Source organism: Falsiroseomonas sp. HC035 (assembly GCF_050563525.1).
Lineage (GTDB): Bacteria > Pseudomonadota > Alphaproteobacteria > Acetobacterales > Acetobacteraceae > Falsiroseomonas.
This window is the reverse complement of sequence record NZ_JBNXUN010000005.1, coordinates 181,526-208,045: the sequence shown is the minus strand read 5'-3', so window position 1 is coordinate 208,045 and position 26,520 is coordinate 181,526. Positions and strand designations below refer to the sequence as shown.

Sequence of the window (26,520 nt, the reverse complement as noted above, 5' to 3'; positions counted from 1 at the left end):
CATCCAGAACCGCATCCGTCCATCTGGCCTGCTGCCGGTTTGGTGGACACCTGGATAGGCTTTTCACCCGATCCGCAGCCCTTGCAGGGGACGAAGGACATTCAGCCGCAAGTTCAAGCTCGAGGCGGTAAAGTTGGTCAGGGATCGCGGAGTGGCGATGACTCAGGCCTGGCGCGACCTCGAGATGGCGGAGAGCGTGCTGCGCCGGTGGATGCGGGAGACCGAGGCTGACCCTCGGCATGCCTTCCCTGGTCCTGGGCAGGTGAAGCCCGAGCAGCAGGAGATCGACCGGATGCCACATGAAGTCCGCCTTCATCGCGAAGCACAGGGGTATCTGGCCGCTGCCCTGGTTGTGCTCGGCGCTGGGTGCAGCGCGCTCCGGCTTCCATGCCTGGCTGACCCGCAAGCCGAGCCAACGCGCCTGTGACGAAGAGCGGATCGGCGCACTGGCCCGCGCCAGCTTCCTGGCGAGTGACCGGACCTATGGCGCCCGCCGGGTATGGCACGGCGTCCTGGCGGACGGCGTCGATTGCGGTCCGCACAGGATCGAGCGGTTGATGCGCCAGGGCGCGCTGCGGGCCAGGCCGCGGCGACGTGGCCTGCCGCCGGACCGGAGCGAACGGGCACCAGGCGGCGGGTCCCAACCAGAAGTGGGCGGCCGACTTCACCTACGTCTGGACCGCCAAGGGCTGGCTCTATGTCGCCGTCGTCATCGACCACTGCGATGAGGAGATCGTCCGTCTCACCGGCGTGGTCGCGATCAGTCCACGACCGGCTTGACGAAGCGCAGGATTCCGGCCGCATCGAGGCTCGGCATGAGCTGATTCCGTGCCGTGAGGTGGTGCAGGTGGGCCTGTGCCTCGGACAGAGCGAAGCCTAGCGCTGCATGGTCGAGCGGCCGCGTGAAAATCGGGCCGAGTGCGTCATGCACAGTCAGCCCCACCCTTCCTGCCCTGCCAGCTGCCTCCAGCAGCAGCGCCAGCCGCTCCTCGTGATGTGCGATCAGGTAATCGATTCGTTCGTGCAGCCCGAAGAAGGGCTCGCCGTGGGAGGGCAGGACGAGAGCGCTGTCGGGCAGGACGCGAAAGCGTGCCAGGGCGGTGAGGAAGACGCCCAGCGGATCCCCCGCGGGCTCCGTCGGCTGCACGCTGATATTCGGCGTGATTCGCGGCAGCACATGGTCCGCCGAGATCAGCACCCCATCCGCAGCATTCCACAGACAGGCCATTTCTGGCGCGTGCCCGGCCCCAATCATCACCCGCCAATCCCGGCCGCCCACTTGCAACACGTCCCCCTCTCCGATCACGCGGAAGGTTCGCGGCAGCGGTGAGACGGTGCGCGCGTAGAGCATCCCGCGCGCCCGCAGGAAATCGAGGTGCTCCTGCGGGCTGCCAGCTTTTCGGTAAAATTCCACAAGCTGCGCCACGCGGGCCTGCTGGTCGTCCATGCACAGCAGCCAGGCTCGCTGCCACTCGCTACGCGGCATCAGCAGCGGCGCCTTCCAGCGCGCGCATATCCAGCCGGCTGAACCGATGTGGTCAGGGTGGAAGTGGGTGACCAGGACGCGGCTGATCGGGCGGCCGCGCAGTGCAGTGGCGAAGATCCCCTCCCACAGCGCTCGTGTTGCTTCGGTGCCGTGGCCAGTGTCCACCAGCAGCCAACCCTCGCCGTCCTCGATCAGCCAGGCATTCACCTGCCTCGGCGGAAACGGAAGCGGCAACGAGATGCGGTACAGGCCTGGCGCAACCTGCATCACCTCGCCCGGTGCATGGTCCGTCACGCAGGCCCCGTCGACGGCTTCACTTCGGCCCTCATTCAGGCTTCTCCACTTTTCGCGTCGGGTCCCAGGATGATCTTGAAGATGCCGCACAAGAGCCGATAGCCAGCCACCGGTAAAACAGACGCCTTCTCATCCTCCGTGGTGATGACAATCACCTTGCCAATCCATCGGCATTCTCACTCCATTCCGACAGACTGGCGAAACGAGCCGACCCACTCATCAAGCAGGCAGGCTCCACCTTTTTCCGTTACGCCAATGACCACCGTGGCAAAATTACGCCATCCGGCATGATCGCGTAGACCAGACCCACCTCGCGCCCCATGCTGTCTTCGCCCAGCATTGCGCCTTCCAGGTTGCTGATCATGGTCGGTCCTTCCTCCAGACGCACCGCTATCGCGTTGTAGGGCGGTGGATAAGCCGGCAGGTAATGCCGGTGGAACACGACCCACGAGACGATGCGCCCTCGTCCAGAGAGCGGCGTCCAGACCAGTTTGCACGAGAGGCAGCTGGGGCACGAGGGGCCGGGCGGGTAGAGCCAGGTCCCGCAATTGGCGCAGCGCTGCAGCTTCATGCCGCGAGTCTTGATGCTCTCCCACATGGGTTGGTCGTAAAGCCCCATGACAGGGCGCGGGGTCTGGGCGTCAATGGCGTTCATGGGGCTCACCGTCCGTAGATGACCGAGAAGCATTTGCCCGCGACATCCGAGGTGTAGTGGACATGGCGCGCATCGGCGACCTGGCGCTCGCCGCATTCACCGCGAAGCTGCCGCACGCATTCGATCTGGTGCGCCCAGCCCTGCATGTAGGTCTCGCTGAGGTGGCCACCGCTGGTGTTGGTGGGCAACTTGCCGCCGGGGCCGATGCGGCTTTCGCGCAGGAACTTGCCAGCCTCGCCGACACTGCAGTAGCCGTAGCCCTCCAGCGCCAGCGGCACATGGACCGAAAAGCTGTCATAGACCTGCAGGATGTCCATGTCCTTCGGACCGAGGCCCGATACCGCGTAGGATTGTGCCGCGGCTTCCTGCTGGGCGGGCAGGTAGAACTGGTCGATGCGCGGCTCCAGGCTGGTGGCGCCGCGATTGAGGTCGGACCGCCCCACACCCTCGATGAAGATGGGCCGGTCGGTCATGCGCTTGGCGCGTTCGGCCTCGGCGATGATCAGCGCCACGCCGCCGTCGTTGATGAGGCAGTAGTCGAACAGGTGCAGCGGCTGGCAGACGAAGGCCGAGCCCAGATAATCGTCCAGCGTGATGGGTTTGCGCATGATCGCGTTGGGGTTCATCGAAGACCAGCCGCGCTGAGCGACCGAGACCTCGCCCATCTCGGCTTCGGTGAAGCCGCGCGCGTGCTTGTAGCTTTGCAGCGTCAGCGCGTAGAGCGCGCCCTGCGAGGTGAAACCCCAGGGTGAGTGGTACACGTAGGACAGGAAGGCGCCGCCGCCCATCGCCTCGGGCCCGCCATACTGCGTGCCGACGCTGCGCTGGTCGTTGCCGTAGACCAGCGCCACAACCTCGGCATAGCCCGCCTCGATGGCCATCACGGCCTGCGCGACGGCAAGCACGGCGTCGGCCTGCCCGCCCCAGCGTGGGTCAATGCCAGCCAGTTCGCCCAGGCGCTCATAGGCGGTGGTCGGGCCTGCGATCAGCCCGTCCACCTCGTCGCGACTGATCTTCGCATCCGCGAGGGCGTTGCGGAACGCCTCCAGCCCATAGCCGTAGGAGTCATTGGGCCGCTCGCCATTGCGGCAGCGCTTCCAATCGCCCACCCAGTCGGTGTGGCCCACGCCCACCACTGCGGCTGCGCGTTTGTTGCGTGGACTGGGATGGCGCGCCGCGCGCACCGTGCTGGCTTGGCTCATGCGAGGATCTTTCTCTCTGCGAGTGCGGCGATCTCGGCGTCGCTCATGCCCAACAGGCCTGTCAGCACCTGCTGCGTGTGTTCGCCGAACAGCGGTGGACGGCGCAGTTCCACGCGCTCGCCATCGATGTTGAACGGGGGCGACGTGAAGAGCGAAGGCCCCATCTCCGGATGATCCAACGTCTGCCAGTAGCCACGCGCGGCAAGCTGCGGATCCTCCTCGACCAGATCACGCGCGGAGGAGACGCGCGCCGCCGGAACGCCCGCATTCTGCAGGATGCCCGCTGCCTCGACCGCGCCCCGCGCACGGGTCCAGGCGGTAACCGCGGCCTCAAGCTCCTCCATCGCGGCCAGGCGCCCTGCGGCCGAGCGCAGCTCGGTGCGCGTAGCGAGATCCTGCCGGTTAATGGTTGCAGCCAGCGCCAGCCATTCCGCATCGGTTTCCACGGCAATGGCGCACCATGCGTCCTCCCCGGCGCAACGGAAGACGTTGTGCGGTGCATCCCGGCGGGAGCGGTTTCCCGTATGCTCCGGCTCGCGGTCATGCGTGGAGGCTTCCAGGATGGAAGCGCCGACGAAATTCGCGGTTGATTCAACCTGGCTGAGGTCGATCTTCATGCCATGCCCGGTATGGCGGCGGTAGCGCAGCGCGGCCAGGACGGCGAAAGCGGCATGGTAGGGATTGGCCGCGTGGTCCGGGTAATGCGTTCCGGGGCCGAGCGGCTTCTCGCCACCGCCATAGCCCGTCATCCACATCAGCCCGGTGACGGCGGCGATCGTCATGCCCACGCCGAGCAGCGTGGAGAGCGGCCCGTCCTCGCCGTACATCGGCATGGAGAGGTAGATAATGTCGGGCTTGACGGCTCGGACCTCATCATAGGTGAGACCCAGTCGCTCCATTGCACCCGGCCCGAAGTTGTTGCTCACCACGTCGGATTGCGCGATGAGCCGAAGCGCGATCTCACGCCCCTCCGGATTCTTCAGATCCAATGAGATGCTGCGCTTGCCGGTATTGCGGGAGGCGAAGTAGCCGCTGCGGTTGGTCCCCGCGACGCCATCCTTGAACGGCCCCCCGCGACGGACGGGATCGGGGCGGGACATGCTCTCGATCTTGAGGATCTCGGCGCCGAAATCAGAAAACACCTTGGTGCCGAAGGGGCCGGCGCCAGCCCAGGTGAGATCGGTGAAGCGGATACCGCTCAGGAAGTCGGGATGCATGGGGAGGCTCCTTCTCTGCTGTCAGCCGCGCACCGCCGGCGCGTCGTGCTGGCCGAGCGCCGGCGGTGGGGCGACGCCCCACACCGGTTCGGACATCTTGTAGGGTGCGCCGGGGAAGCGCGGACCGCCCTCGTTCAGGCGCACGAAGTAGTCGCGGTAGGCGAGCTGCGGGTCGTCGAGCACGTCACGCACACGGCTCACTGGCGCCATGACGATGCGGCGCTTCAGCGCGTTCTCGACCAGCTCCTGCCGAGTGAAGTTGCGGGTGAAGGCCTCGAAGATCGGCTTGAATGCGGTCCGCGCCTCGGGCTTCGAACGATATTTGCGGTCCAGCCATTGCGGCTCGCTGAACGGTGCCAGAGAGGGGTGTCCGACCTCCGCCATCCATTCCAGCAGGCCCTTCCAGGACACGCCGGTGGTCGGGGGCGAGGCCAGGAACACGTGTCCGTCGCGGCATTCGTAGATGTTCTCGCTGGCGTCGCGCGTGCCTTCGCCGGCGCGGTGGGAGACGCGCCGCTCGAGATCCCACACCTGAATCGCGTTCTGTAGCGAATGCGCGATGGCCTCCTGCGCCGAGACATCCAGGATGTGCCCGCGCCCGCGCGTCTCCGCGTCGTACAGGCACATCGCGGTGGCAACAGCGGCATAGACGGAGACCACCATGGCCGATTGTCCGCCAGGCAGGCGCAGCGGCGGCTCATCGCCGTTGCCGGTCATCCAGGCAATGCCGCCCGCGGCCTGCAGCGTGAGGTCGGAGGCGGGAGCGTCCTGCAGGGGGCCGCCCAGGCCGTAGGGTGAGACATGTGTGATGATGGCGCCGGGGTTCAGATCCCGCAGCCAGGCGATGTCATCGGCTCCCAGCGGCCCGCCGCGTTCCAGAACCACCACCTGCGCCTCCCGTGCCAGGTCGGCGAAGGCCGAACGGCCCTCATTCCCGCTCAGGTCCAGCACGCGGCTCTGCTTGCTGGCGTTGTGGAAGGCGAAGGTCTCGGCGCCACCGGGGGTTTCGGCCGTGTCGCGCGCGCGGTCCGGCAACCCCCCCGGCGGCTCGATGCGGATGACCTCGGCGCCCAGATCGGCGAAGAGCCGGGTGGCATAGCGTGCGAGGTCATGCGTCAGGTCAAGCACGCGTACCCCGGTGTAGGGGCGGAATGCTGAAGTCATGAGGAATCTCCTGCCGGCCTGGCGGGACCGGGTGTTAAGGACGTGTAAGTCGGCGTCCGCAAATATTTTATATTGTGCGGCGCACAAGAATGGCACATTGCACCACGGCCGATCCGCTTCCGGTTCGGCCGGTACGGGGCGACGTGGCCCTGTCGTGGCGAGAGAGCAGACGAATGGCGTTCAAGACCAAGCAGGATCAGGTGGCGGACATCATCCGCGCGCGCATCATCTCCGAGGCCTATCCGCGCGGTACGAAGCTGAAGCAGTCGGATATTGCGAAGGAACTGGGCGTCTCTATCACCCCGGTGCGCGAGGCGCTGCACATGCTGGGCGCCGAAGGGTTCGTTCAGGCGATTTCGCACAAGGGCCTCATCGTGCCGCTGGTGCAGACAGACACGGCACGCGAGACCTATGAACTGCGCGTCATGCTGGAGCGGGACCTGACCGCGCGTGCGCTGGACCGATTGGACGACGAGACTCTTGCCGCGCTGCGCGAGAGTCAGCGTGTCATCGCGGCGCTGGCGGCGGGTGGCGGGCGGCTGGCCAGCCGCACCGAAAACTACCGCTTCCATTTCCGCCTGTACGAGCTTGCCGATCGGCCGCAGACCCTGCAGTTCGTCCGCGTGCTGTGGGCGCGATACCCCTTCGTCACGCAGGAGCGCGGCGGCGCCCGCCTCAAGAACATCGACGAGCATGAGTGCTTCCTCCGCTTGGCGGAAGCGGGCGACAAGGCGGGCGCGGTCGAGGCCATGGTCGCGCATATCCAGAGCGGCTGGACCGATCTCCTGGCGAGCGGGGTGGTCTGATCCCGACCCTCGCCGAGCGGCGGACCGCGCCCTGTTGGCCCTCATCAAGGACTGCAGCCCGCCGGTCATGGCTCAGCTCCGCTCAGGCGCCAGCCAGACGTCACGCAGATCCTGGTAGATCATGTGCGTCGGCGCCATGGACCAACCACGCACGCGCTTGTTCATCACCACGATGCGCTGCCACCACAGCAGCGGAACCGCATAGGCCTGCTCGAACGCGCGCGTTTCAAACTGGCGCAACAGGCGCTTGCGTTCTGCAGGATCGGTGCTCTCCGCCTGGACGTCGAACAGCCGGTCCAGCTCCCGGTCGGTGGCACGGGCGGTGGCCACCGATGCCTTATCGAAGGAGACGTACTTCACCAGCACGTTCGTCGGATCGTCGCTGAACTGGGTGAAGCTGTCGACCATCACGTCGAATCCGCCACTGCCCTGCGCCGCGTACCAGGCCGCCAGTTCCACCTGCTGGTGTTCGGCCCGGACGCCAATCTGTCGCCACTGGTCGATGAGGAAGATGCCTGAGGTGACATAGGGCTGGTGGTTGCGGTTCATCAGCGTGAAGGTCAGGTTCTCATGTCCGGCCTCCCGCAGCAGGCGGCGCGCTTCCGCGCGGTTCGCCGCTATGTCGCGGCCATAGCCGGGCCACTGCTGCATCTCCTCCGGCGTTGCGGACCAGACACTGCCCGGCCGCACGAGGCCGCCCACGGCACCAAGCTGCGAGATACGGCTGAGCGACGCCGAACCGCCCCAGCGGTCGATGGCGAGCGACAGGGCACGCCGCACGCGGGCATCGTTGAAGGGCGGACGTTCCGTGTTGAAGCTGGCGATCATGTGCAGCATCCAGCTGCTCTCATGGACCTGCGCATCCTCCCCGAGGCCGCGCACGATCCGGTCACGCTCGTTCGGCGTGAAGCCGCGGAACTCTGCCATGATCTGCCGCCCGGCGAGCGCATTGACCATGGCCGAGGGCGTCATGGTGATGGCGCGGAATCCATCGAGATAGGGCTGGCTCTCACGGAAATAGCCATCAAAGCGCTCGCCTACCCAGTGCGAACCGGCGACATGCTCGACGAAGCGGAAGGGGCCCGTCCCCATCACGTTGCGGACCGGGAAGGCCGGGTTCTGTGCCAGGCGGGCGGCGCTGAAGATGGAGTTCCAGGGCGATGCGAAGGTATCCAGGATCGACGCGTCCACCTTCTTCATCGTCATCACGACGGTCAGCGGGTCAGGCGTCGTGATCTGGTCGATCTGCTCGAAGGCCGGCAGGCGGTTGGAGTTCACGCCCTCCGGTGGCGCACGCAACCTTTCGTAGCTGGCTCGCACATCCTCCGAAGTCAGCACGGTGCCGTCATGGAAGCGGACGCCGGAGCGCAGCTTGAAGGTGAAGGTCTTCTGATCCTCGGAGACGGTCCAGCTCTCCGCAAGATCCCCCACGATGTTCGGATAGTTCCCCGGCTCATAGGTGAGCAGCGTCGAGTAATGCGGCGCAACGCGATGCATCACGGCGAAGGTGCCTGTCTGATGCAGATCATAGGTGGGCGGCTCCGCACCCACAGCGAAAGTCAGAACACCCCCCTTCCTCGGTGCACCGCCATCCTGGCGCTGCTGCGCGAGAGCGGGCGAGGCGAATGCAAGCGCGGGCAATGCAAGAGCGGCTCTTCTGGAAATGCTGGTCATCTCGGGTTCTCCCTTGGATGAGGTGTTCTTCTGGGGCTCACATCCGAAATTTCGGATCGAGCCAGTCGCGCAGCGAGTCGCCGAAGAGGTTGAAGGCGAACACGGCGAGCGAGATGGCGAGGCCAGGGAAGATGATCATCCACGGGGCCTCCTGATAGAAATTGGAGCTATCGCCCGCGAGCATGAGACCCCAGGCGGGCTTCGGCTCCGACACGCCAAGGCCAAGGAAGGAGAGCGATGCCTCCAGCAGGATAGCCTGCGCGATGTAGGCGGTCAGCAGGATGAGGTAGGGCGCGAGCACGTTGGGCGCCATATGTCGGGTTATGATGTGCCAGGCTGAGTATCCACCGGCACGGGCGGCATCGATGTAGGGCATCGAGCGCACCGAGAGCGCAGCCGATCGCACGACGCGCGAGGAGCGCGGGATGATGGGGATGGCGATGGCCAGGACGAGGTTCATGTCGATGCCCAGCACTTCCGCCTTGCCCAGCACGGCAACGACGACCAGCGCGAGGACGATGATGGGAAAGGACAGCATCACGTCGACGAAGCGCTGGATGATGAGGTCGGCTCTGCCGCCGAAGTAGGCTGATGCAATGCCGAGAAGGCCACCCAGCGTGCATCCGATCAAGGAGGACAGGAAGCCGATGGTGAGGGCGGTGCGCGCGCCATAGATGATGCGCGAGAGGATGTCGCGCCCGAAGGCATCTGTGCCGAAGGGATGCTCGAGGGAGGGCGCGGACAGCATCGCGGCGAAGTCGATCACCTCGGGCTCGAAGGGTGCGATGACGTCTGCGAATATGGCGGCAAGGCCCATGACGAGGATGACCAGCAGACCCGCGGCCCCGAGCGGCTGGGCGTAGCAGAAGGCGAGGATCGCGTTGGGCCGGCGCGGCGCCGCTGGCGCGTCGGCAGCGGGTGCGGTCTCGGCTGTGGTGGTGGACATGTGGTGCCTCCCCTCTGTCTCAGCCGTGCCGTACGCGCGGGTCAAGGACGCCGTAGAGCAGGTCCACCAGCAGGTTCATTGTGACGAAGACAGCGGCTAGCAGCATGACGAGGGCCTGGATCAGGATGAAATCGTTGCGCGAGATCGCCTCGACGAAGAGGCGGCCGATGCCGTTCAGGTTGAACACCTGTTCGGTGACGACCAGACCGCCGATGAGGAAGGCGAATTCCAGGCCGATGATGGTGACGGCGGGGAGCAGGGCATTGCGCATGGCGTGGCGGCCGACGACCAGGCGCTCGAACACGCCCTTGGCGCGTGCGGTGCGGATGTAGTCCTCGCGCATCACCTCGATGATCGAGGATCGCACCATTCGGGCGACCACCGCGGCGTAGCGGTAGCCGACGGCGAGTGCGGGCCAGATGAGCTGCGACATGTTCTGCAGCGGTGATTCGTGGAAGGGGGTGTAGGTGACCGGAGGGGACCACTGGAACACCGTCAACAGCATCAGGATGATGATCATGCCGAGCCAGAAGGACGGCACGGCAAGGCCGGCGATGGTGAAGACGCGGACGACGTAGTCGATCCATGTATCGCGGAACAGCGCAGAGATGGTGCCCAGCGGGATGGCGATCAGCACCGAGATGATGGCAGCCATGAGGGCGACCTGGACGGTGAGCCCGATGCGCACGCCGATCTCCTCGGCAACCGGGCGTCCAGTCCACATGGAGTTGCCGAGGTCGAGGGTGACGAGCCCGGTCATCCAGTCGGCGAACTGGACGGGCAGCGGCTTGTCGAGGCCAAGACGTGCGCGTTCGCGCTGCAGGATCTCTTCGGTGACGTGCCCGCCATCGGCCCTCAGCTTCACCTCGACGACGTCGCCCGGGACGACGCGCAGCATGAGGAAGGTGAGAAGCGCGACGCCGAACAGGGTCGGAACCATGAGGGCCACGCGGCGGGACAGGTAGCGGAGCATCGCGCGGTTTCCCTAGATCTTGATGCAGGCGGCCATGTGGCCGGGGCGGATTTCGCGCAACTGCGGGATGGTGCTGCGACATTGCGCGTCGGCCAGGGGGCACCGCGTGTGGAAGACGCAGCCCTGCGGCGGTGACAGCGGTGACGGCAATTCGCCGGTCAGCGAACGTGCGGCACGTTGCCGTTCCACCGCGGGATCCGGGATCGGTGCTGCATCGAGCAGGGCCTGGGTATAGGGGTGCAGCGGCTCGGCGTAGAGCGCGTCACGATCTGCCGTTTCCATGATGCGGCCGAGATACATCACGACGATGCGATGCGAGAGGTGGCGCACCACTGCCAGGTCATGCGCGATGAACAGGTAGGCAATGCCGAGGCGCTCCTGCAGCTCGGCCAGCAGGTTTACGATCTGGCCCTGGATGGAGACGTCCAGTGCCGAGACGGGTTCGTCGCAGACGATGAAGTCGGGCTCCATGGCGAGTGCGCGTGCGATGCCCACACGCTGGCGCTGTCCGCCGGAAAGCTGGTGTGGGTAGCGTTCCGCCATCTCGCGCAGCAGCCCGACCTGGTCGAGCAGCTCGTCCACCCGGGCTTGAGCTGCCGAGGTGCTGAAGTTCAGGCGCTTGCGCAGCGGCTCGCTGATGGTGCCACCGACAGTCATGCGTGGGTTGAGCGAGGAGTAGGGGTCTTGGAAGATGACCTGGATGCGTGTGCGCAGTGCCTTCATCCGCCGGGTGGAGACGGTGGCCAGATCCTCGCCGTCGAACAGGATTTTCCCACCAGTGGCTTTCTCGAGCTGCAGCACGAGCCGGCCGACCGTGGTTTTGCCGCAACCGCTTTCGCCAACGAGCCCCAAGGTTTCCCCACGGGCGATGCGGAAGGAAACGTCCTGCGCGGCACGTACGGTGGCGGTGCCGCCGAAAAAGCCGCGCAGCCGGACGGGAAAGTGCTTGGTGAGGCCGCTGACCTCGAGCAGCGTGGCGCCCTGGTTGGGGCGCGCGAGAGCGCGGCCGCTCAGCGGCTGCGGCGCGGGCGGCATGTGCTCGGCGAAATGACAGGCGGATGATTGCTCGGGGGTGACCTGGCGCAGTGCGGGGTCGGTTGCGCAGATGTCCTGCCGCCAGCGGCAACGCGGCGCAAAGCGGCATCCCGCAGGCGGGTGCAGCATGTTGGGCGGCGCGCCCTCGATCGTCTCCAGCATTCCACCGCGGGCTTGGTCGAGGCGCGGGACGGAGCGCAGCAGGCCCACGGTATAGGGATGACGCGGAGCACCAAAGACACGTGCCGCGGGGCCCTCCTCGGCGATGCGCCCGGCGTACATGACAGCCACACGATCTGCGTAGCGGGCCACGACGCCGAGGTTGTGGGTGATGAGCACGAGGGTGATGCCGAGCCTGCGGGAGAGGTCCTTCATCAACTCCAGGATCTGCGCCTGGATGGTGACGTCGAGCGCGGTGGTCGGCTCATCGGCTATGATCAGGCGCGGATTGCAGGCAAGGCCGATGGCGATCATGACGCGTTGGCGCATGCCGCCTGAGAAATGGTGCGGGTACTGGGTAAGCCTACGTTCTGCGTCGGCGATGCCGACCAGGCCGAGCAACTCGATGGAACGCGCGCGAGCCTGATCGTCGTCCATGCCCATGTGGATCTTGAGCGGCTCGGCCAACTGCATCCCGATACTGAGCACCGGGTTGAGACTGGTCATCGGCTCCTGGAAGATCATGGCGATGTCGCGCCCGCGGCGCTCACGCATCTGTGCTTCGGAGAGGGCGAGAAGATCCTGGCCTTGGAACATGATGCGCCCGGCGGCGATGTGCCCGATCGGCTTGGCCAGCAGGCGCATGACAGCCAGCGCCGATACCGATTTGCCGCAGCCGCTTTCACCGACGAGGGCCAGCGTCTCCCCGGCCCGAACCGACCAGCTCACGCCATCCACCGCGCGCACAACGCCGCGGCCTGTACGGAATTCAACCACCAAGCCTTCGACGGAGAGGATGGGCTCCTTCCCGCTCTCGGCGTAGCTGTCCGGAGGCCTCTCATCGAGGTGGAGCAGCTGATTCATGGCTTTCCCCCGCTTCTCACCGATATAAAATGCATTCTATATGGCCGGGACGCAAGCCTGCATTCCGCATCCTGTTCAGCCAAGGACCCATCTGGTGAAAATCGACGACCTTGCCGGCAAAGCCGTGCTCATCACCGGCTCCTCGACCGGCATCGGTGCCGCAGTGGCCCGCGGCTTCGGGGCGCAAGGCATGCGGGTTGCCGTGCATGGCAACAGCAACATGGAACAGGCGGAGCAGGTAGCGGCGGATGTGCGCGCCGCCGGTGGCGAGGCCGTCGTTCTACGCGCGGACGTGCGTGACGCCACCGCCTGCACGGAACTTGTGGAGACGGCCTGCAAGGCCTTCGGCCGCCTCGACATCCTGATCAACAATGCCGGCGGCCTGGTTCGGCGCTCCCCAATCCGGGACGCATCCGATGATCTGTTCGACGAGGTGGTGGGGCTGAATGCGCGGTCTGTCTTCAGCTGCTCGCGCGCGGCACTCCCCTTCATGGAACGCCAGAACGGGGGCGTGATCATCTCCACCACGTCGCTCGCCGCACGAAATGGTGGCGGCGGACGATCGGTGCTGTACGCCGCCTCCAAGGGCTTCGTCTCCAGCTTTACCAGAGGCCTCGCGAAGGAGGTCGCACGCTTCAACATCCGGGTGAATGCCGTGGCGCCCGGAGTGATCGACAAACCGGATAAATCCGCCTCGACACCCGCGCATCAGATCGACGCGGCGCTGCGCATGACGCCGATGCGACGGCAAGGCAATCTGGAGGAATGCGTCGGTGCCTACCTCTACCTGAGTTCGCATGCGCTCTCCTCCTTCGTGACGGGTCAGGTCATTGAAGTGAATGGCGGCCTGCTAATGCCTTGAAGCCGGCGAGGGTGTCGCGTCTGCCGGCACCGGAGATGCCGCTTTTCCGGTCCACTCAGCGGCGACCGCGGCTATGACAGCGGTCGCTTCCGCACCGCCCTGCAGGACAGGGGCATTACCCCCGTTCAGGGCAGTGCCCTGAACACCCGCAACGCGCAGACGCAAACTGCCCGCCCCGCATGGCACCGCGCTCTACCGCCAGCGCCACCGCATCGAGAACATGTTCGGCAGGATCGAAGACTGGCGCCGCATCGCAATGCGCCAGGCTCGCTGCGCCCACACCTTCTTGAGCGCCATCACCCTCGCTGCCACCGTCACCTTCTGCCTCGAGCAACGAGTCCTGACCCTAGGCTTGCGTCAGCGGCACATCAAAATCGGGATTTCCGAATTCTCCAGCACGTGCCGCGTCACGCCGCCCAGAATCAACTGCCGCAGCCGCGAATGGCTGTAGGCGCCCTGGCACATCAGGTCCGCGCCGAAGTCGCGTGCCGCGCCCAGAAGCCCGGCGCCGACTTCCCGCGTCTGCGACTTGAAGGCCACGGCCTCCGCCTCGATCTCGTGCCAGCGCAGATAGGCGCGGATGCCCTCGGCGGAGGGGCCGCGGCGCTGGTAGTCCTCGGAGTGCAGGATGCGCACGGCGTCCGCCTGGTGCAGCCAGGGCAGTGCCGCGGCGACCGCGGCGGCGCTTTCGGCACTGCCGTTCCAGGCGATGCAGATGCGCTTGCCCATCACCTCCGGCGCCGCGCGCGGCGCGATCAGCACCGGGCGGCCCGAATCGAACAGCACGGCGTGCAGCGCGTCGGAGGAGGAGACATCCTCGTCCGCCTCGGGGTGCGGCACCACGGCCATGTCGTAGAGGCGCGACTGCTGCGCCACCACATCCTCCTCCCGCCCCGCGATCGATTCGAAGGACAGGGTGACACCCGGCACCTTCAACGCGGTGTCGGGGTTCGACGCCATGGTGAGGTCGCCATGCGTCGCGGTGAACCGCTCGAACAGCGCGCGCACGCGGCCGGCACGCTCGCCGCTTTCGCGTTCGGTGGCGGCCATCATCTCCTCGATCATCGCGCCCGACAGGCCCTCCCCGGCCAGCGGCGCGACATCGCGCGCGTCGACGCGGACATGCAGGCAGTGCAGGTGCGCGCTCCAGATCCTGGCCACCTTCAGCGCGGTGGCGAGGGCGGCCTCCCCGGCGGCGGTTCCGGTCAGTGGCAGCAACAGGCGTCGATAGGCCATCGCGCCTCTCCTTTATCCAGTTGGTCTCAAAGCCTTCCCAACGCCTTTATGCCCTATTCCGGGGGCGCAAGGCCAGTGTAGCCCGCGCGATATCGAAAGCGTCCGTGGCATCCAGGATCGTCCAGGTGATCTTGCCCGGATCGGCCGCGGCCGCCCGCTCCAGCACCTCCACGGTCGCGTCGGAGGCGTCGCGCCCCTCGGCCGTGCGGGCCGCGACACGGCGGCGCAGCAGGTCGATCGGCGCAGCCAGCCACAGGCCGGTAAAGGGGTAGGGCCGCGCTGTATCCTCCGCCGCCCGGCGCTGCGCCGGGTCCAGGAACACGGCATCGAGCACCACCGAATGTCCGGCGGCCAAGGCCTGCCGGGCTGCCGCGTAGATCTCGGCATGCACCGCCTGGCTTTCCGATTCGGCATAGGCGGCGGCGGGCAGGCGCGCTTCCGGCGCGACACCGGCGCGGCGCTTGCGCGTCTCATCCGTCCGCAGGTGCAGCGCACCGGGCGCCACGCCGAGATCGGGCGCCAGGTCGCGCGCCAGCACCGTCTTGCCGGTGCCCTGCAACCCGCCCACCGCGACCAGGCGCGGCGCCACCGGGCGCAGGAAATCCCGTGCCGCGACCAGGTAGCGATGCCCGTCGCCGCCGCGCCGCGCCTCGACATGCGCGCGCACCATCGCCCGTAGCGCCAACCAGAAGCCGAGCGCCGGCAGCAGCCCGAAGTCGCCGGTGCGCGCCAGGTAGCGGTTCATCACCCGGTTCGCCGCCGCGCGCTGGCCGAACTGGCACAGATCCATCAGCAGGAAGGCGAGGTCGTAGCCGGTATCCGTGGTGGCCAGCGCCTCGTCGAATTCCAGCGCGTCGAAGGGCGTTGGCCGGCCCTGCCACAGGCACAGATTGCCGAGGTGCAGATCGCCATGGCAGCGGCGGACGCAGCCCGCGGCGGCGCGGGCGGCAAGGTGCGGCGCCAGGGCCGCCAGCCGCGCCTGCATCGCCGTGCCGAGTTCGGCGACCTCCGCCTCCGGCAGCCCGGTCGCGCGGCAGTCGCGGATGTTGCCCGCCAGCACGCGGCCGGCGGCGGCCGGCGCGTCGAAATCCGGCGGCGCCGGCGGGGCGGCCTGGTGCAGCGCCACAACGGCATCGGCGGTGGCATCCAGCAGCTCCGGCGTCAGGCCGCCGCGCCGGGCGATCACGTCGAGGAAGTCGCCGGGCGGGACAGGCGCCATGCGCAGCACCCAGTCGACCGGCTCGCCGCTCCCATCCAGCGCCAGATCGCCGCCATCCTGGCGCGAAACCGGGACCACGTCGCGGTACAGGCCCGGCGCGTGCGGCTGGTTCAGCGCCAGCTCGCGACGGCAGAAATGCTCCCGCGCCGCCAGCTCGGAGAAATCGAGGAAGCCGAGGCGGACCGCCTTCTTCAGCTTCCACACCGTGTCCGCCCCGATGAAGACGGCCGAGATATGCGTCTCCACCGGCTCCGCCCCTGCCAGCCGGCGCAGCAAGGCGGCGGCCGGACCTTGGGCGTCGGGGATCACGGGTAGAGCATTTCCAGCGCCCAGCCATCGCCATGGCGGTGGAAGACGCGGCGCTCATGCAACCGGAACGGCATGTCACGCCACAACTCTATGCGATCCGGCCGCAGTCGGAAGCCGGACCAGTGCGGCGGGCGCGGGATCTCGCCGAGGCCGAAGCGCAGCGTCTGTTCCGCCACTGCCTTCTCCAGCGCGAAACGGCTTTCCAGCGGGCGCGACTGCCGGCTGGCCCAGGCGCCGATACGCGACCCGCGGGCGCGGGAAGCGTAGTAGGCATCGGCCTCCGCGTCCGAGACCTGTTCCACGCGCCCCTCGACGCGCACCGAGCGTTGCAGGGTCTTCCAGTGGAAGCACAGCGCGGCGAAGGGGTTGGCGGCCAATTCGCCGCCCTTGCGGCTCTCCAGGTTGGTGTAGAAGACGAAGCCGCCCCCGGGGCGGTCACGATCGACGCCCTTGAGCAGGACCATGCGGGCCGAGGGACGCCCTTCGGGCGATGCGGTGGCCAGGCAGACGGCGTTCGGGTCGTTCGGCTCGGACTTCGCGGCTTCTGCCATCCAGTCCTCGAAGACGGCGATAGGGTCGTCCTGCGTCGGGGTATCCAAGGCGCGTCTCCTGCTGGCGGCCGGTGGGAGGCCGACAGGTGCGAGGCCCCTTGCCCGTGGCAAGGGCATGTGCCACCACCGGAAGCCCATCGCAACCAGGCGCCGAGGCCCCTTCCCCATGCCAGATGACGTTACGTCCGAACCCGCCAGCACGGGGGTGCCCACCGGCACGCTGATGGCAGGGAAGCGCGGCGTCATCATGGGCGTGGCGAATGACCGTTCGATCGCCTGGGGCATCGCGCGCCACCTGGCCGCCCAGGGTGCCGAGATCGCCTTCACCTACCAGGGGGAGGCGCTGGAGCGCCGGGTGCGCCCGCTGGCCGAGAGCATCGGCAGCCAGCATGTGCTGCCCTGCGACGTCACGGACGATGCCAGCGTCGATGCGGTCTTCGCCAGGCTCGGCCAGGAATGGGGCGGGCTGGATTTCGTGGTCCATGCCATCGGCTTCGCCGACAAGCAGTTCCTGCGCGGGCGCTACATGGACACGCCGCGGCCGGCCTTCCTGCAGGCGATGGATATCTCGGTGTACTCCTTCGTCTCCGTGGCGCAGCGCGCGGTGCCGCTGATGAAGCCGGGCGGCAGCCTGCTCACCATGTCCTACCTGGGCGCGGAAAGGGTGACGCCGCACTACAACGTCATGGGCGTGGCCAAGGCGGCGCTGGAGGCCAGCGTGCGCTACATGGCGGCCGACCTCGGCCGCTCCGGCATCCGGGTCAACGCGATCTCGGCCGGGCCGATCAAGACGCTGGCGGCCAGCGGCATCGGCGATTTCCGCTACATCCTGAAGTGGAACCAGTACAACGCGCCGCTGGAGCGCAACGTGACCATCGAGGATGTCGGCGGCGCCGGGCTGTACCTGCTGTCCGACCTCGCCTCCGGCGTGACCGGTGAGGTGCACCATGTGGATTGCGGCTACCACGTCGTCGGCATGAAGAACCCGGACGCACCGGATATCGCGACGGTCTGAGGCGTTTCGCCGCAACTGCCGGCGCCAAGCCGCGTTCGGCGGCGCGATCCATCGAGGGGATCGCCAGCCATGCCCACCCGCCCGGCGCTCGCCACCAGCCTGTTCCTGACCGCGCTGAACCTGGGGCTCGGCTTCAGCCACATCCTGCAGGCCGGACCGAAGCTGGAATGGCCGGGCGCGCTGTGGCGCACGGCAATGGAGACCCTGTACCGCAACTACGCCCTTGTCGGTGGAGTGGTGGAAATCGGCTCCATCCTCGCGGCCTGGCTGGTGGCGTTCCTGCTGCGTCGGGACCGGCCGGCGCGCGGCTGGGCGCTCGCTTCGGCGGTGCTGCTGACCCTGGGTTTCCTGGTGGTGTGGGTCGGCTTCGTGGCGCCGCTGAACGCCATCTTCGCAACCTGGACGCCGGCGACGGTGCCACCCGACTGGCACGGCCCGGCCAGGGCCTGGGAGGTGTGGCACGCGGTGAAGTTCGGCGTCACCACCCTCGCCTTCCTGGCGCTGACCATGGCGGTGCTGGCCGATCGGCCGCGCTGAGGGTGCCTCGCGCCGCGCCGAACATTGCGGTAAGCGAGGCTCACCATGTCCCACAACACCTTCGGCCACCTGTTCCGCATCACCACCTGGGGCGAATCCCACGGCGCCGCCATCGGCTGCGTGGTCGATGGCTGCCCGCCGCGCCTGGCGCTGACCGAGGCTGACATCCAGCCGTACCTTGATCGCCGCCGCCCCGGCCAGTCCAAATTCGTGACCCAGCGGCAAGAGGCCGATGCCGTCCGCATTCTGTCCGGCACCTTCGAGGGCGTCACCACCGGCACCCCCATCGCGCTGCACATCGAGAACACGGACCAGCGCTCCAAGGACTACGGCGAGATCAAGGACCGCTTCCGCCCCGGCCACGCCGACCTGACCTATGAGCTGAAATACGGCGTGCGGGACTACCGCGGCGGCGGCCGCTCCTCGGCGCGCGAGACCGCGATGCGGGTCGCCGCCGGCGCCATCGCGCGGCGCGTGCTGGAAGGCGTGACAATCCGTGGCGCCCTGGTGAACATGGGCGGCGATGCCATCGACCGCGACCGCTTCGATTGGGCCGAGGTGGACCGAAATCCCTTCTTCTGTCCGGACCCCGCCGCCGCCGCGCGGTGGGAAGCGCGTCTGACGGCCGCGCGCAAATCCGGCTCCTCCCTCGGCGCCATCGTCGAGGTCGTGGCCGAAGGCGTGCCGCCCGGCCTCGGCGCGCCGATCTATGGCAAGCTGGATGCCGACCTCGCCGCGGCGCTCATGGGCATCAATGCCGTGAAGGGCGTCGAGATCGGCGATGGCTTCGCCGCCGCTGCTTTGTCCGGGGAGGGCAATGCGGACGAGATGCGGATGGGGCCGGGGGGCGAGGTCCTGTTCGCCTCCAACCACGCCGGCGGCATCCTCGGCGGCATCTCCACCGGCCAGCCCATCGTGGCGCGCTTCGCGGTGAAGCCGACGAGTTCCATCCTGACGCCGCGCCGATCCGTCGATCGCTTCGGCGAGGATGTGGAGGTGCTGACCAAGGGCCGCCACGACCCCTGCGTCGGGATCCGCGCCGTCCCGGTGGGGGAGGCGATGCTGGCCCTGGTCCTGGCCGACCACCTGCTTCGCCACCGCGCGCAGAACCCGGACGCGCCGGGCAGCGCAAGGCTGCCGCGCAACTAAAGCCGCACCACGCCAGGCGCCGGCCGCGCCAGCCGCCCGGCGCGTTCCAGCCGCGCAAGGGCGCGATAGACGGCCTCGTGCGTCAGGCCGAGTTCGGCGGCGACCGCCTTCCAGCTGCGGCCGATGCGGCGCGCGCCGTCTGGTGACGCGGGCAGCGCGCCGAGCAGGTCCAGCAGCCGGTCCTCGGCGCGTGGCAGCGCCAGGCGCTGCGCCCGCGCGCGTTCCTCCACCAGCCGCGCCGCCAGATGCGCGGTCAGGGCCCAGGCCAGCGCGGGCTCGGCCATGGCGGCCCGGCGCAGGGTGGCGGCGGGGTGGATGGTGACCTCGGACGCCACGGCGGCGATGCCGTCGCAATGGTGCGTCTCGGCGAACAGCGCCGCCTCGGCGAAGCTTTCGCCCGGGCCGGCGCGGTGCAGGATGGCGGTGCGGCCTTCGGCGGAGACGCGGCGCAGTTCCAGGGCCCCGCGCCGGACCAGGACCAGGCCGATGCAGGGGTCGCCGGTGCGGAACAGCGCCTCCCCGGCCAGGAGGCTGCGGCTGTGGCCATGTGGCAGGCTTGGCAGGGGCATGTGACCCGGATCATACGGCCCGCGCGCCGCCGGCGCTATCAAACGGCAACCGCCGAGGACCCGCCTCCATGCGCCGCCTGGTCGCCCTGGCCTTTCTGTTCGCCCTGCCCGCCGCCGCGCAGCACGCGCATCACCACCCGCATGCCTCCCCGGCCGCGCAGCCCTATGCCGGGATGCAGGCCCGCGCCATCAAGGCGATCTCGCCCGAACAGGCCGCGGACCTGCTCGCCGGGCGCGGCATGGCGCTGGCGCTGGCGGCGGAACTGAACTTCTATCCCGGCCCGATGCACGTGCTGGAACATGCCGAGGCGCTGGCGCTGACACCGGACCAGCGCGCGGAGGCAGCGCGGCTGCGCGACGCCATGGCCGCCGAGGCCCGCGCCCTCGGCGCCCGCATCCTGGCGTTGGAGGCGGAGCTGGACGCGCTGTTCGCCGGCGGCCGGGCCGAGGCCGGGCCGCTGGCCGCGCTGACGGCGGCGCTGGGTGGCCTGACGGGGCGGCTGCGGGAGGTGCATCTGACGGCCCACATCGGCATGCGGGCCGCGCTGACGCCGGCGCAGCGCGCCACCTATGCCCGCCTGCGCGGCTACGCCCCGCCCTGAGCGAAGGGGGCTTCCCGCCGGCCCGATCCTTCGCGACACTCGGGGGCCGCGGAGGACAGCATGCCGGATACCCACCTGCCACGCCGTATGACCGGCCAGGACGAAACGGTCGAGACGCAGCGCCCGATCGGCGACACGGTGAAGACCACCACCTGCTACATGTGCGCCTGCCGCTGCGGCATCAAGGTCCACCTGAAGGACGGCCGCGTCCGCTACATCGAAGGCAATCCGGACCACCCGGTGAACCGCGGCGTGATCTGCGGCAAAGGCAGTGCCGGGATCATGACGCAGTACTCGCCCGCCCGGCTGCAGGCACCGCTGAAGCGCGTCGGCCCGCGCGGGTCCGGCGAATATGCCGAGATCTCCTGGGCCGAGGCGATGGAGACCGCCACAGGCTGGCTGCGCCATGTGCGGGAGACGGCGCCGGAGCGCCTGGCCTTCTTCACCGGCCGCGACCAGTCGCAATCCCTGACCGGCTTCTGGGCGGCACAGTTCGGCACGCCGAACTTCGCGGCGCATGGCGGCTTCTGCTCGGTGAACATGGCGGCCGGTGGGCTCTACACCATCGGCGGCAGCTTCTGGGAATTCGGCGAGGTCGACTGGGAGCGTTCGAAGTACCTGGTAATGTTCGGCGTGGCGGAAGACCACGACAGCAACCCGATCAAGATCGGGCTGGGGAAGATGAAGGCGCGCGGGGCGAAGTTCGTCTCGGTGAACCCGGTGCGCACCGGCTATTCCGCCATCGCCGATGACTGGATCGGCATCCGCCCCGGCACGGACGGGCTGTTGGTGATGGCGCTGATGCATGAGCTGCTGCGCACGGATCGCATCGATCTCGAATTCCTCGTGCGCTACACCAACGCGACCTGGCTCGTGGTGCGCAACACGGGCGGCGCGGATGACGGGCTGTTCCTGCGGGATGCCGACGGGAAGCCGATGGCGTGGGACCGCGTGGCGCAGGCGCCCCGCGATGCGGCGACGGCCGAGATGCAGCCGGCCATCGTCGGCGAGTTCACGACCGAGGATGGCCGCAAGGTCGTGCCGGTCTTCCAGCTCATGGCGGAACGCTACCTTGGCGCGGACTACGCGCCTGCCGCCGTGGCTGAACGCTGTGGCATCGCGGCGGAGCGGATCGTGCGGCTCGCCGACGAGATCGCCGATGTCGCCTTCAACCAAACCATCACCATCGACCAACCGTGGACCGATGCGCTGGGCCGGCGGCACGAGACGATGGTGGGGCGGCCGATCTCCTTCCAAGCCATGCGCGGCATCTCCGCGCATTCCAACGGCTTCCACACCTGCCGCGCGCTGCACCTGTTGCAGATGCTGCTCGGCGCCGTCGATACGCCGGGTTCCTGGCGCTACAAATCGCCCTTCCCGCGGCCGATCCCGCCGGGGCCGGGGCCGGCCGGGAAGTCCTTCGCGCCGAACACGCCGATCGCGGGCAACCTGCTCGCCTTCCCGCACGGTCCGGACGATCTGCTGGTGGATGATGACGGGCATCCGCTGCGCATCGACAAGGCCTTCAGCTGGGAGGCGCCGCTCGGCCTGCACGGGATGATGCACACCGTCATCCACAATGCCGGCGCCGGCGATCCCTACCCGATCGACACGCTGTTCATGTTCATGGCGAACATGGCGTGGAACAGCGCGATGAACCCGCTCGAGACCATCCGAATCCTGACGGAGCAGAACCCGGATGGCAGCTACCGCATCCCGCACGTCATCTACGCCGACGCCTTCTTCTCCGAGACGGTGCCCTATGCGGATCTGATCCTGCCCGACACGACGTATCTGGAACGCTGGGACTGCATCTCCATCCTCGACCGGCCCATCGGCAGCGCGCACGGCCCGGGCGATGCGATCCGTCAGCCCGTCATCAAGCCGGACCGCGACGTGCGGCCGTTCCAGGACGTGTTGATCGAATTGGGCGCGCGCCTCGGCCTGCCTGCCTTCGTGAAGGAGGACGGCTCGCCGCGCTGGAAGGATTATCCAGACTACATCACCAACCACCAGCGCATGCCCGGCGTCGGCCCGCTGGCCGGATGGCGCGGGGAGGACGGGACGAAGAAGGGCGTCGGCGAACCCAACCCCGACCAACTCGCGAGATACATCGAGAATGGCTGCTTCTGGCAGCACAAGCTGCCGCCCGAGCAGGGCTACTTCAAGCAGGCCAACCGCGCCTACCTGGACGATGCCAAGGCGATGGGGATGATGGGGCAGTCGAACCAGATCGTGATGCAGATCTGGTCGGAGCCGTTGCAGAAGTTCCGCCTGGCAGCCCAGGGCCACGGCAAGCGCCAACCGCCCGAACGTCTGCGCCCGCGCATCGAGACCTATTTCGACCCGCTGCCCTTCTGGTACGCGCCGCTCGACCAGCAGGCGCATGACCTCGCGCCTTATCCGCTGTCCGCCGTCACGCAGCGGCCGATGGCGATGTACCATTCCTGGGGCTCGATGAATGCCTGGCTGCGGCAGATTCACGGCGCCAACCGGCTGTACATGTCCCGCGCCACCGCGACGAAGCAGGGCATCGCGCAGGATGACTGGGTCTGGGTCGAAAGCCGCGCTGGGCGGGTGAAGGGCCAGGTGACGCTGATGGAAGGCGTGAACCCGGACACGGTGTGGACCTGGAATGCCATCGGAAAGCGCAGCGGTGCGTGGCAGCTTTCGGCCGACAGCCCGGAAGCCGAGAAGGGCTTCCTGCTGAACCACGTCATCACCGAATGGCTGCCGGCGCAGGAGGGCTTCCGCAGCGCGAATGCCGACCCGGTGACCGGGCAGGCGGCCTGGTACGACCTGCGCGTCTCGGTCACGAAATGCGCGCCGCATGAATTCGGGCATACCTCGCCGCACCCGCCGACTGTGAAGGCGCCGCCGAACATGCCCGCCATACCGCTGATCATCCGGGAGCCGGCGCGATGACCGAATTGCCACCGGCCTCCGCGAAGAAGCTCGGCCTGGTCATCGACCTCGACACCTGCGTCGGCTGCCAGGCCTGCGCCACCAACTGCAAGGAATGGAACGCCGGCGGCCACTCCGCGCCCCTGCCCGATCTCAATCCGTACTCCGCCGGTGCGGAGGGGGTCTGGTTCAACCGCGTGCATTCCTACGAAGCCGGCGAGGGCGAGGCCGGACGCACCGTGCATTTCCCGCGGTCCTGCCTGCATTGCGAAACGCCGGCCTGCGTCACCGTCTGCCCCACCGGCGCCAGCTACAAGCGGGCCGAGGACGGCATCGTGCTGGTCAACGCCGATGCCTGCATCGGCTGCGGGCTGTGCGCCTGGGCCTGCCCCTACGGCGCGCGGGAGATGGACGAGGATGCGGGGGTGATGAAGAAATGCACCCTCTGCGTCGACCGCATCTACAACGAGACCATCCCGGAGCCGCAGCGCCAGCCGGCCTGCGTCATCGCCTGCCCGGTCTCGGCCCGTCATTTCGGCGACCTCGGCGATCCGCAAAGCGCCGTGTCGCAACTGGTGGCGTCACGCGGCGGCTACGATCTGATGCCGGAGTTGGGCTACAACCCGGTCAACAAGTACCTTCCCCCGCGCCAGCGCCCGGCGCCCAACCCGAACCCGCCGGCGGAGGCGGAACTGGCCACGCACGACATCAGGAACCCGCTGCTGCGCTGGCTCGACCGGGCGCTGAGCCGATGAGCCCTGCCATGGCGGAAGCGCCGCAGGCGGCCCCCCTCACCCAACCCTCTCCCCCCAGCGGGGGAAGCGGGCTGTTCAGGATTGACCCGACGTGAATCCGGCGCCGTCCATCGTCTTCTTCACCACCGCCTCCGGTGCCGGGTATGGGCTCCTGTTCTGGCTCGGCGTGCTGCGGCCGCTCGGGCTGATGCCGGGCTGGCCGGGCTTCGCGCTGCTGGCGCTGGGGCTGGCGCTGCTGCTGATCACGGCCGGGTTGTTCTCCTCCCTGCTGCATCTCGGCCGTCCGGAGCGGGCCTGGCGGGCTCTGTCGCAGTGGCGGTCATCGTGGCTGTCGCGGGAAGGCGTCGCGGCGCTGGCGACCTACGTGCCGGCCGGGCTGTTCGGGCTGGCGTTGTTGTTCGGCTGGCCGGTTATCGGCACGCTGTCGGGGCTTCTGGCGGCGGCCGGGGCCGCGGCGACGGTCTGGTGCACCGCGATGATCTATGCCTCGCTCAAGCCGATCCGGCAGTGGCACCAGGACCTGGTGGCGCCGGGCTACCTGCTGTTCTCCGCCTTCTCCGGCGCGGCACTGCTGGCGGCGCTGTCCGGCCTCTCAGGGCGCCCCACCGTGCCGGCGCTGCTCGCCGTGGCATTCGGCGTCGCCTCGCTTCTACTGAAGCGGCGCTACTGGCAGGTGATCGACGCGCCGGCGCCGGCCGGCGGACCTACGATCGAATCCGCCACCGGATTGGGCCGGATCGGTCGCACCAGTCCGCTCGATCCCCCGCATACCGAGCAGAACTGGCTGCTGCGCGAGATGGGATTCCGTCTCGCCCGCAAGCATCGGGACCGGTTGCGGCCCTTGGCGCTGGCGGGTTTCGCCGCCGCGGCGTCCCTGGCGCTGGCGGCCCTCCCCATCGGCGGCGCGCTGGGGGCCACGCTGCTGGTGCTGGGTGCCGTCGCAGCATTGCTTGGGCTGCTGGTCGAGCGCTGGTTGATGTTCGCCGAGGCCACTCACACCGCAACTTTGTATTACACCGGCGAGGGCTGATTTCTTCGTCCCATCACGTATCCGAAACTTGACGCTGCCCCCTCCGATAGCGTTAGGGAATGGGAAGAACATCAAGAACGGGTCATCGTGATGCCCTTCGCCGATCATCGGCCAGATCCGGCCGATCTGGACCGTTTCCGTACCCTCTGCGGCGCCCGGCTCTGGGCGAAACGGCTCGGCGACCTGACGCAGCGTGCGGCGGTGGCGTCCCTGTCGGGCAAGGCGGCGCAGCAGCGCCATGCACTGGAACTGGTGCTGGCCCGCTTGGCCGATCCGAAGGCGTTCGCCCGCGCCACCCCTGCCGAACGCCATGCCACCGCCTTCGCGCGGGAGGCCGTGAAGCTGGCTGAGCGCCTGCCCACGCCGCAGCGCGCCAAGCTGCATGCTGAGATCGCAGCCGGCCTGACCGGCGAGGCGACCCTGATGCCGCTGTTCCACCTGCTGCGCACCGCCGCGCTGCACCGCCGGCGCGGCTTCGAGGTGACCTTCGCCGGCCTGACGGAGGATGCGTCCTACGACCTGCTGATCCGTCGCGAGGGCGTCGAGGCCGAGGTGGTCTGCGAGGCGGTCTCCGCCGAGGATGGCCGGGAAGTGCATCGCGGCGACTGGTGCGCGCTGGTCGACAAGGTGAACCCGGATCTGCAGACCTGGCTCGCCGCGCATCCCGGGCGCTACCTGCTGAAGATGACCCTGCCCGGCGGCATGGCGACGGACAGCCAGGTGGCTGAGTTGCACCGCCGCATCGCCGGCCTGTTGACCGCGGAGAAGCGCCAGGATTCCAGCGCCGATGCGGTGCTGAAGCTGGACCCGCTGGTGCTGGCTGGCGCCCAGGCAACCCGCCAGGGCCTGCCCGCCCAGCTCCGCGCCCAGTTCGGCGAGGAAGCGCACCTTGCGGTAACCCAGGGCGGCGGCTCCGTCTTCGTCATGGCGGCACGGGCGGGGCGGGAGAATTCGATCTCCGCTGCCGTCACCCGCCGTTGCGCCCTGGTCGCCGAAAGCCGCCTGAGCGGCACGCGGCCCGGCCTGCTGGCGATGTTCGTCGAGGATGTGGACCGCGCGGAATGGCGCGGCCTGCGGGATCGCCTGGAACTGGAAGGCGCCGCCCGCCGCTGGCTGACCGAGCCGGCCGCCCGCCATGTGGTGGCGGTGGCCTGCACCAGCCGGATGGAGCTGTTCGGCGTGGCGCCGCCGGATGGCGCGCCGGAGGGCGAGTTGCGCTTCCGCAACCCGGGCCATCCGGCCGGCAAGAACCCGGCGCTGGCGCCGGCGGTGGCCTCCTCAAACTAGCCCCCTCACCCGATCCTCTC

At 68.3% G+C, this 26,520-nt stretch carries 23 protein-coding genes and 2 pseudogenes; 12 read left to right on the top strand and 13 right to left on the bottom strand.

The window, feature by feature from the left end; genetic code table 11:
• Positions 1 to 70: 70 nt before the first annotated feature.
• A pseudogene (locus ACLF3G_RS13425) lies at positions 71 to 738 on the top strand (IS3 family transposase); the annotation flags it as partial.
• 22 nt (positions 739 to 760) lie between these two features.
• Here ACLF3G_RS13425 and ACLF3G_RS13420 read toward each other — a convergent pair.
• The 5 genes from ACLF3G_RS13420 to ACLF3G_RS13400 all read right to left on the bottom strand — a co-directional run bounded on the left by ACLF3G_RS13420 (position 761) and on the right by ACLF3G_RS13400 (position 6,018).
• On the bottom strand, positions 761 to 1,780 hold the full coding sequence (locus ACLF3G_RS13420) for an MBL fold metallo-hydrolase (RefSeq protein ID WP_430669885.1): 1,020 nt from the start codon (positions 1,778 to 1,780) through the stop codon (positions 761 to 763).
• A 247-nt stretch (positions 1,781 to 2,027) separates the two neighbouring features.
• A complete protein-coding gene (locus ACLF3G_RS13415; protein ID WP_430669884.1) occupies positions 2,028 to 2,435 on the bottom strand; it encodes a Zn-ribbon domain-containing OB-fold protein in 408 nt (135 codons plus the stop codon).
• 5 nt (positions 2,436 to 2,440) lie between these two features.
• Positions 2,441 to 3,637: a thiolase family protein gene (locus ACLF3G_RS13410; RefSeq protein ID WP_430669883.1), complete on the bottom strand. Its 1,197-nt coding sequence runs from the start codon at positions 3,635 to 3,637 to the stop codon at positions 2,441 to 2,443.
• Complete coding sequence (locus tag ACLF3G_RS13405) at positions 3,634 to 4,854, bottom strand: CaiB/BaiF CoA transferase family protein (protein WP_430669882.1); 1,221 nt, start codon at positions 4,852 to 4,854, stop codon at positions 3,634 to 3,636. Before ACLF3G_RS13405 ends, ACLF3G_RS13410 begins: the two co-directional genes overlap by 4 nt.
• Positions 4,855 to 4,875: 21 nt before the next feature.
• A complete protein-coding gene (locus ACLF3G_RS13400) occupies positions 4,876 to 6,018 on the bottom strand; it encodes a CaiB/BaiF CoA transferase family protein (RefSeq protein WP_430669881.1) in 1,143 nt (380 codons plus the stop codon).
• An 89-nt stretch (positions 6,019 to 6,107) separates the two neighbouring features.
• Between ACLF3G_RS13400 and ACLF3G_RS13395 the strand changes: the two genes are divergently transcribed.
• On the top strand, positions 6,108 to 6,824 hold the full coding sequence (locus ACLF3G_RS13395) for a GntR family transcriptional regulator (protein WP_430669880.1): 717 nt from the start codon (positions 6,108 to 6,110) through the stop codon (positions 6,822 to 6,824).
• A gap of 72 nt (positions 6,825 to 6,896) precedes the next feature.
• On the opposite strand, the gene ACLF3G_RS13390 is transcribed toward ACLF3G_RS13395, so the two are convergent.
• The 4 genes from ACLF3G_RS13390 to ACLF3G_RS13375 form a co-directional block, all read right to left on the bottom strand.
• Positions 6,897 to 8,321 carry an ABC transporter substrate-binding protein gene (locus tag ACLF3G_RS13390; RefSeq protein ID WP_430670046.1) on the bottom strand — a complete coding sequence of 475 codons (1,425 nt, stop codon included), beginning with the start codon at positions 8,319 to 8,321 and terminating at the stop codon, positions 6,897 to 6,899.
• A 214-nt stretch (positions 8,322 to 8,535) separates the two neighbouring features.
• Complete coding sequence (locus ACLF3G_RS13385; RefSeq protein ID WP_430669879.1) at positions 8,536 to 9,444, bottom strand: ABC transporter permease; 909 nt, start codon at positions 9,442 to 9,444, stop codon at positions 8,536 to 8,538.
• Between the two features lie 19 nt (positions 9,445 to 9,463).
• The gene (locus ACLF3G_RS13380; protein WP_430669878.1) at positions 9,464 to 10,417 is read right to left on the bottom strand and encodes an ABC transporter permease; all 954 of its coding nucleotides are present in this window, start codon (positions 10,415 to 10,417) and stop codon (positions 9,464 to 9,466) included.
• A 12-nt stretch (positions 10,418 to 10,429) separates the two neighbouring features.
• The gene (locus tag ACLF3G_RS13375) at positions 10,430 to 12,475 is read right to left on the bottom strand and encodes a dipeptide ABC transporter ATP-binding protein (RefSeq protein ID WP_430669877.1); all 2,046 of its coding nucleotides are present in this window, start codon (positions 12,473 to 12,475) and stop codon (positions 10,430 to 10,432) included.
• Between the two features lie 94 nt (positions 12,476 to 12,569).
• Between ACLF3G_RS13375 and ACLF3G_RS13370 the strand changes: the two genes are divergently transcribed.
• Together ACLF3G_RS13370 and ACLF3G_RS13365 are read left to right on the top strand one after the other, a co-directional pair.
• On the top strand, positions 12,570 to 13,337 hold the full coding sequence (locus ACLF3G_RS13370; protein WP_430669876.1) for an SDR family NAD(P)-dependent oxidoreductase: 768 nt from the start codon (positions 12,570 to 12,572) through the stop codon (positions 13,335 to 13,337).
• 199 nt (positions 13,338 to 13,536) lie between these two features.
• Positions 13,537 to 13,665 (top strand): annotated as a pseudogene (locus tag ACLF3G_RS13365) (transposase); the annotation flags it as partial.
• A 29-nt stretch (positions 13,666 to 13,694) separates the two neighbouring features.
• Here ACLF3G_RS13365 and ACLF3G_RS13360 read toward each other — a convergent pair.
• Genes ACLF3G_RS13360 through pdxH form a run of 3 tightly spaced genes read right to left on the bottom strand, consistent with a single transcriptional unit; the run spans position 13,695 to position 16,652 of the window.
• On the bottom strand, positions 13,695 to 14,573 hold the full coding sequence (locus ACLF3G_RS13360; protein ID WP_430669875.1) for a universal stress protein: 879 nt from the start codon (positions 14,571 to 14,573) through the stop codon (positions 13,695 to 13,697).
• Between the two features lie 46 nt (positions 14,574 to 14,619).
• Positions 14,620 to 16,101, bottom strand: a complete 1,482-nt coding sequence (locus ACLF3G_RS13355) for an AAA family ATPase (RefSeq protein WP_430669874.1) — start codon at positions 16,099 to 16,101, stop codon at positions 14,620 to 14,622.
• Positions 16,098 to 16,652 (bottom strand): pyridoxamine 5'-phosphate oxidase, encoded by a 555-nt coding sequence (gene pdxH / locus ACLF3G_RS13350; RefSeq protein ID WP_430670045.1) that lies wholly within the window; start codon positions 16,650 to 16,652, stop codon positions 16,098 to 16,100. Before pdxH ends, ACLF3G_RS13355 begins: the two co-directional genes overlap by 4 nt.
• A gap of 166 nt (positions 16,653 to 16,818) precedes the next feature.
• On the opposite strand from pdxH, the gene fabI reads away from it, so the two are divergent.
• The 3 genes from fabI (at position 16,819) to aroC (ending at position 19,353) form a co-directional block, all read left to right on the top strand.
• The gene (fabI, locus tag ACLF3G_RS13345) at positions 16,819 to 17,667 is read left to right on the top strand and encodes an enoyl-ACP reductase FabI (RefSeq protein WP_430669873.1); all 849 of its coding nucleotides are present in this window, start codon (positions 16,819 to 16,821) and stop codon (positions 17,665 to 17,667) included.
• Between the two features lie 69 nt (positions 17,668 to 17,736).
• Positions 17,737 to 18,204 (top strand): hypothetical protein, encoded by a 468-nt coding sequence (locus ACLF3G_RS13340; protein ID WP_430669872.1) that lies wholly within the window; start codon positions 17,737 to 17,739, stop codon positions 18,202 to 18,204.
• A 45-nt stretch (positions 18,205 to 18,249) separates the two neighbouring features.
• The gene (gene aroC, locus ACLF3G_RS13335) at positions 18,250 to 19,353 is read left to right on the top strand and encodes a chorismate synthase (protein WP_430669871.1); all 1,104 of its coding nucleotides are present in this window, start codon (positions 18,250 to 18,252) and stop codon (positions 19,351 to 19,353) included.
• On the opposite strand, the gene ACLF3G_RS13330 is transcribed toward aroC, so the two are convergent.
• On the bottom strand, positions 19,350 to 19,922 hold the full coding sequence (locus ACLF3G_RS13330; protein WP_430669870.1) for a Crp/Fnr family transcriptional regulator: 573 nt from the start codon (positions 19,920 to 19,922) through the stop codon (positions 19,350 to 19,352). The genes aroC and ACLF3G_RS13330 overlap by 4 nt on opposite strands.
• A 68-nt stretch (positions 19,923 to 19,990) precedes the next feature.
• Between ACLF3G_RS13330 and ACLF3G_RS13325 the strand changes: the two genes are divergently transcribed.
• The 5 genes from ACLF3G_RS13325 to ACLF3G_RS13305 all read left to right on the top strand — a co-directional run bounded on the left by ACLF3G_RS13325 (position 19,991) and on the right by ACLF3G_RS13305 (position 26,500).
• Positions 19,991 to 20,524: a Spy/CpxP family protein refolding chaperone gene (locus tag ACLF3G_RS13325; protein WP_430669869.1), complete on the top strand. Its 534-nt coding sequence runs from the start codon at positions 19,991 to 19,993 to the stop codon at positions 20,522 to 20,524.
• Between the two features lie 60 nt (positions 20,525 to 20,584).
• Positions 20,585 to 23,449, top strand: coding sequence for a molybdopterin oxidoreductase family protein (locus tag ACLF3G_RS13320; RefSeq protein WP_430669868.1), 2,865 nt, complete (start codon positions 20,585 to 20,587; stop codon positions 23,447 to 23,449).
• On the top strand, positions 23,446 to 24,183 hold the full coding sequence (locus ACLF3G_RS13315) for a 4Fe-4S dicluster domain-containing protein (RefSeq protein WP_430669867.1): 738 nt from the start codon (positions 23,446 to 23,448) through the stop codon (positions 24,181 to 24,183). Before ACLF3G_RS13320 ends, ACLF3G_RS13315 begins: the two co-directional genes overlap by 4 nt.
• Positions 24,184 to 24,274: 91 nt before the next feature.
• On the top strand, positions 24,275 to 25,213 hold the full coding sequence (locus tag ACLF3G_RS13310; RefSeq protein WP_430669866.1) for a dimethyl sulfoxide reductase anchor subunit family protein: 939 nt from the start codon (positions 24,275 to 24,277) through the stop codon (positions 25,211 to 25,213).
• Between the two features lie 90 nt (positions 25,214 to 25,303).
• Positions 25,304 to 26,500: a hypothetical protein gene (locus ACLF3G_RS13305; RefSeq protein WP_430669865.1), complete on the top strand. Its 1,197-nt coding sequence runs from the start codon at positions 25,304 to 25,306 to the stop codon at positions 26,498 to 26,500.
• Positions 26,501 to 26,520: the final 20 nt, after the last annotated feature.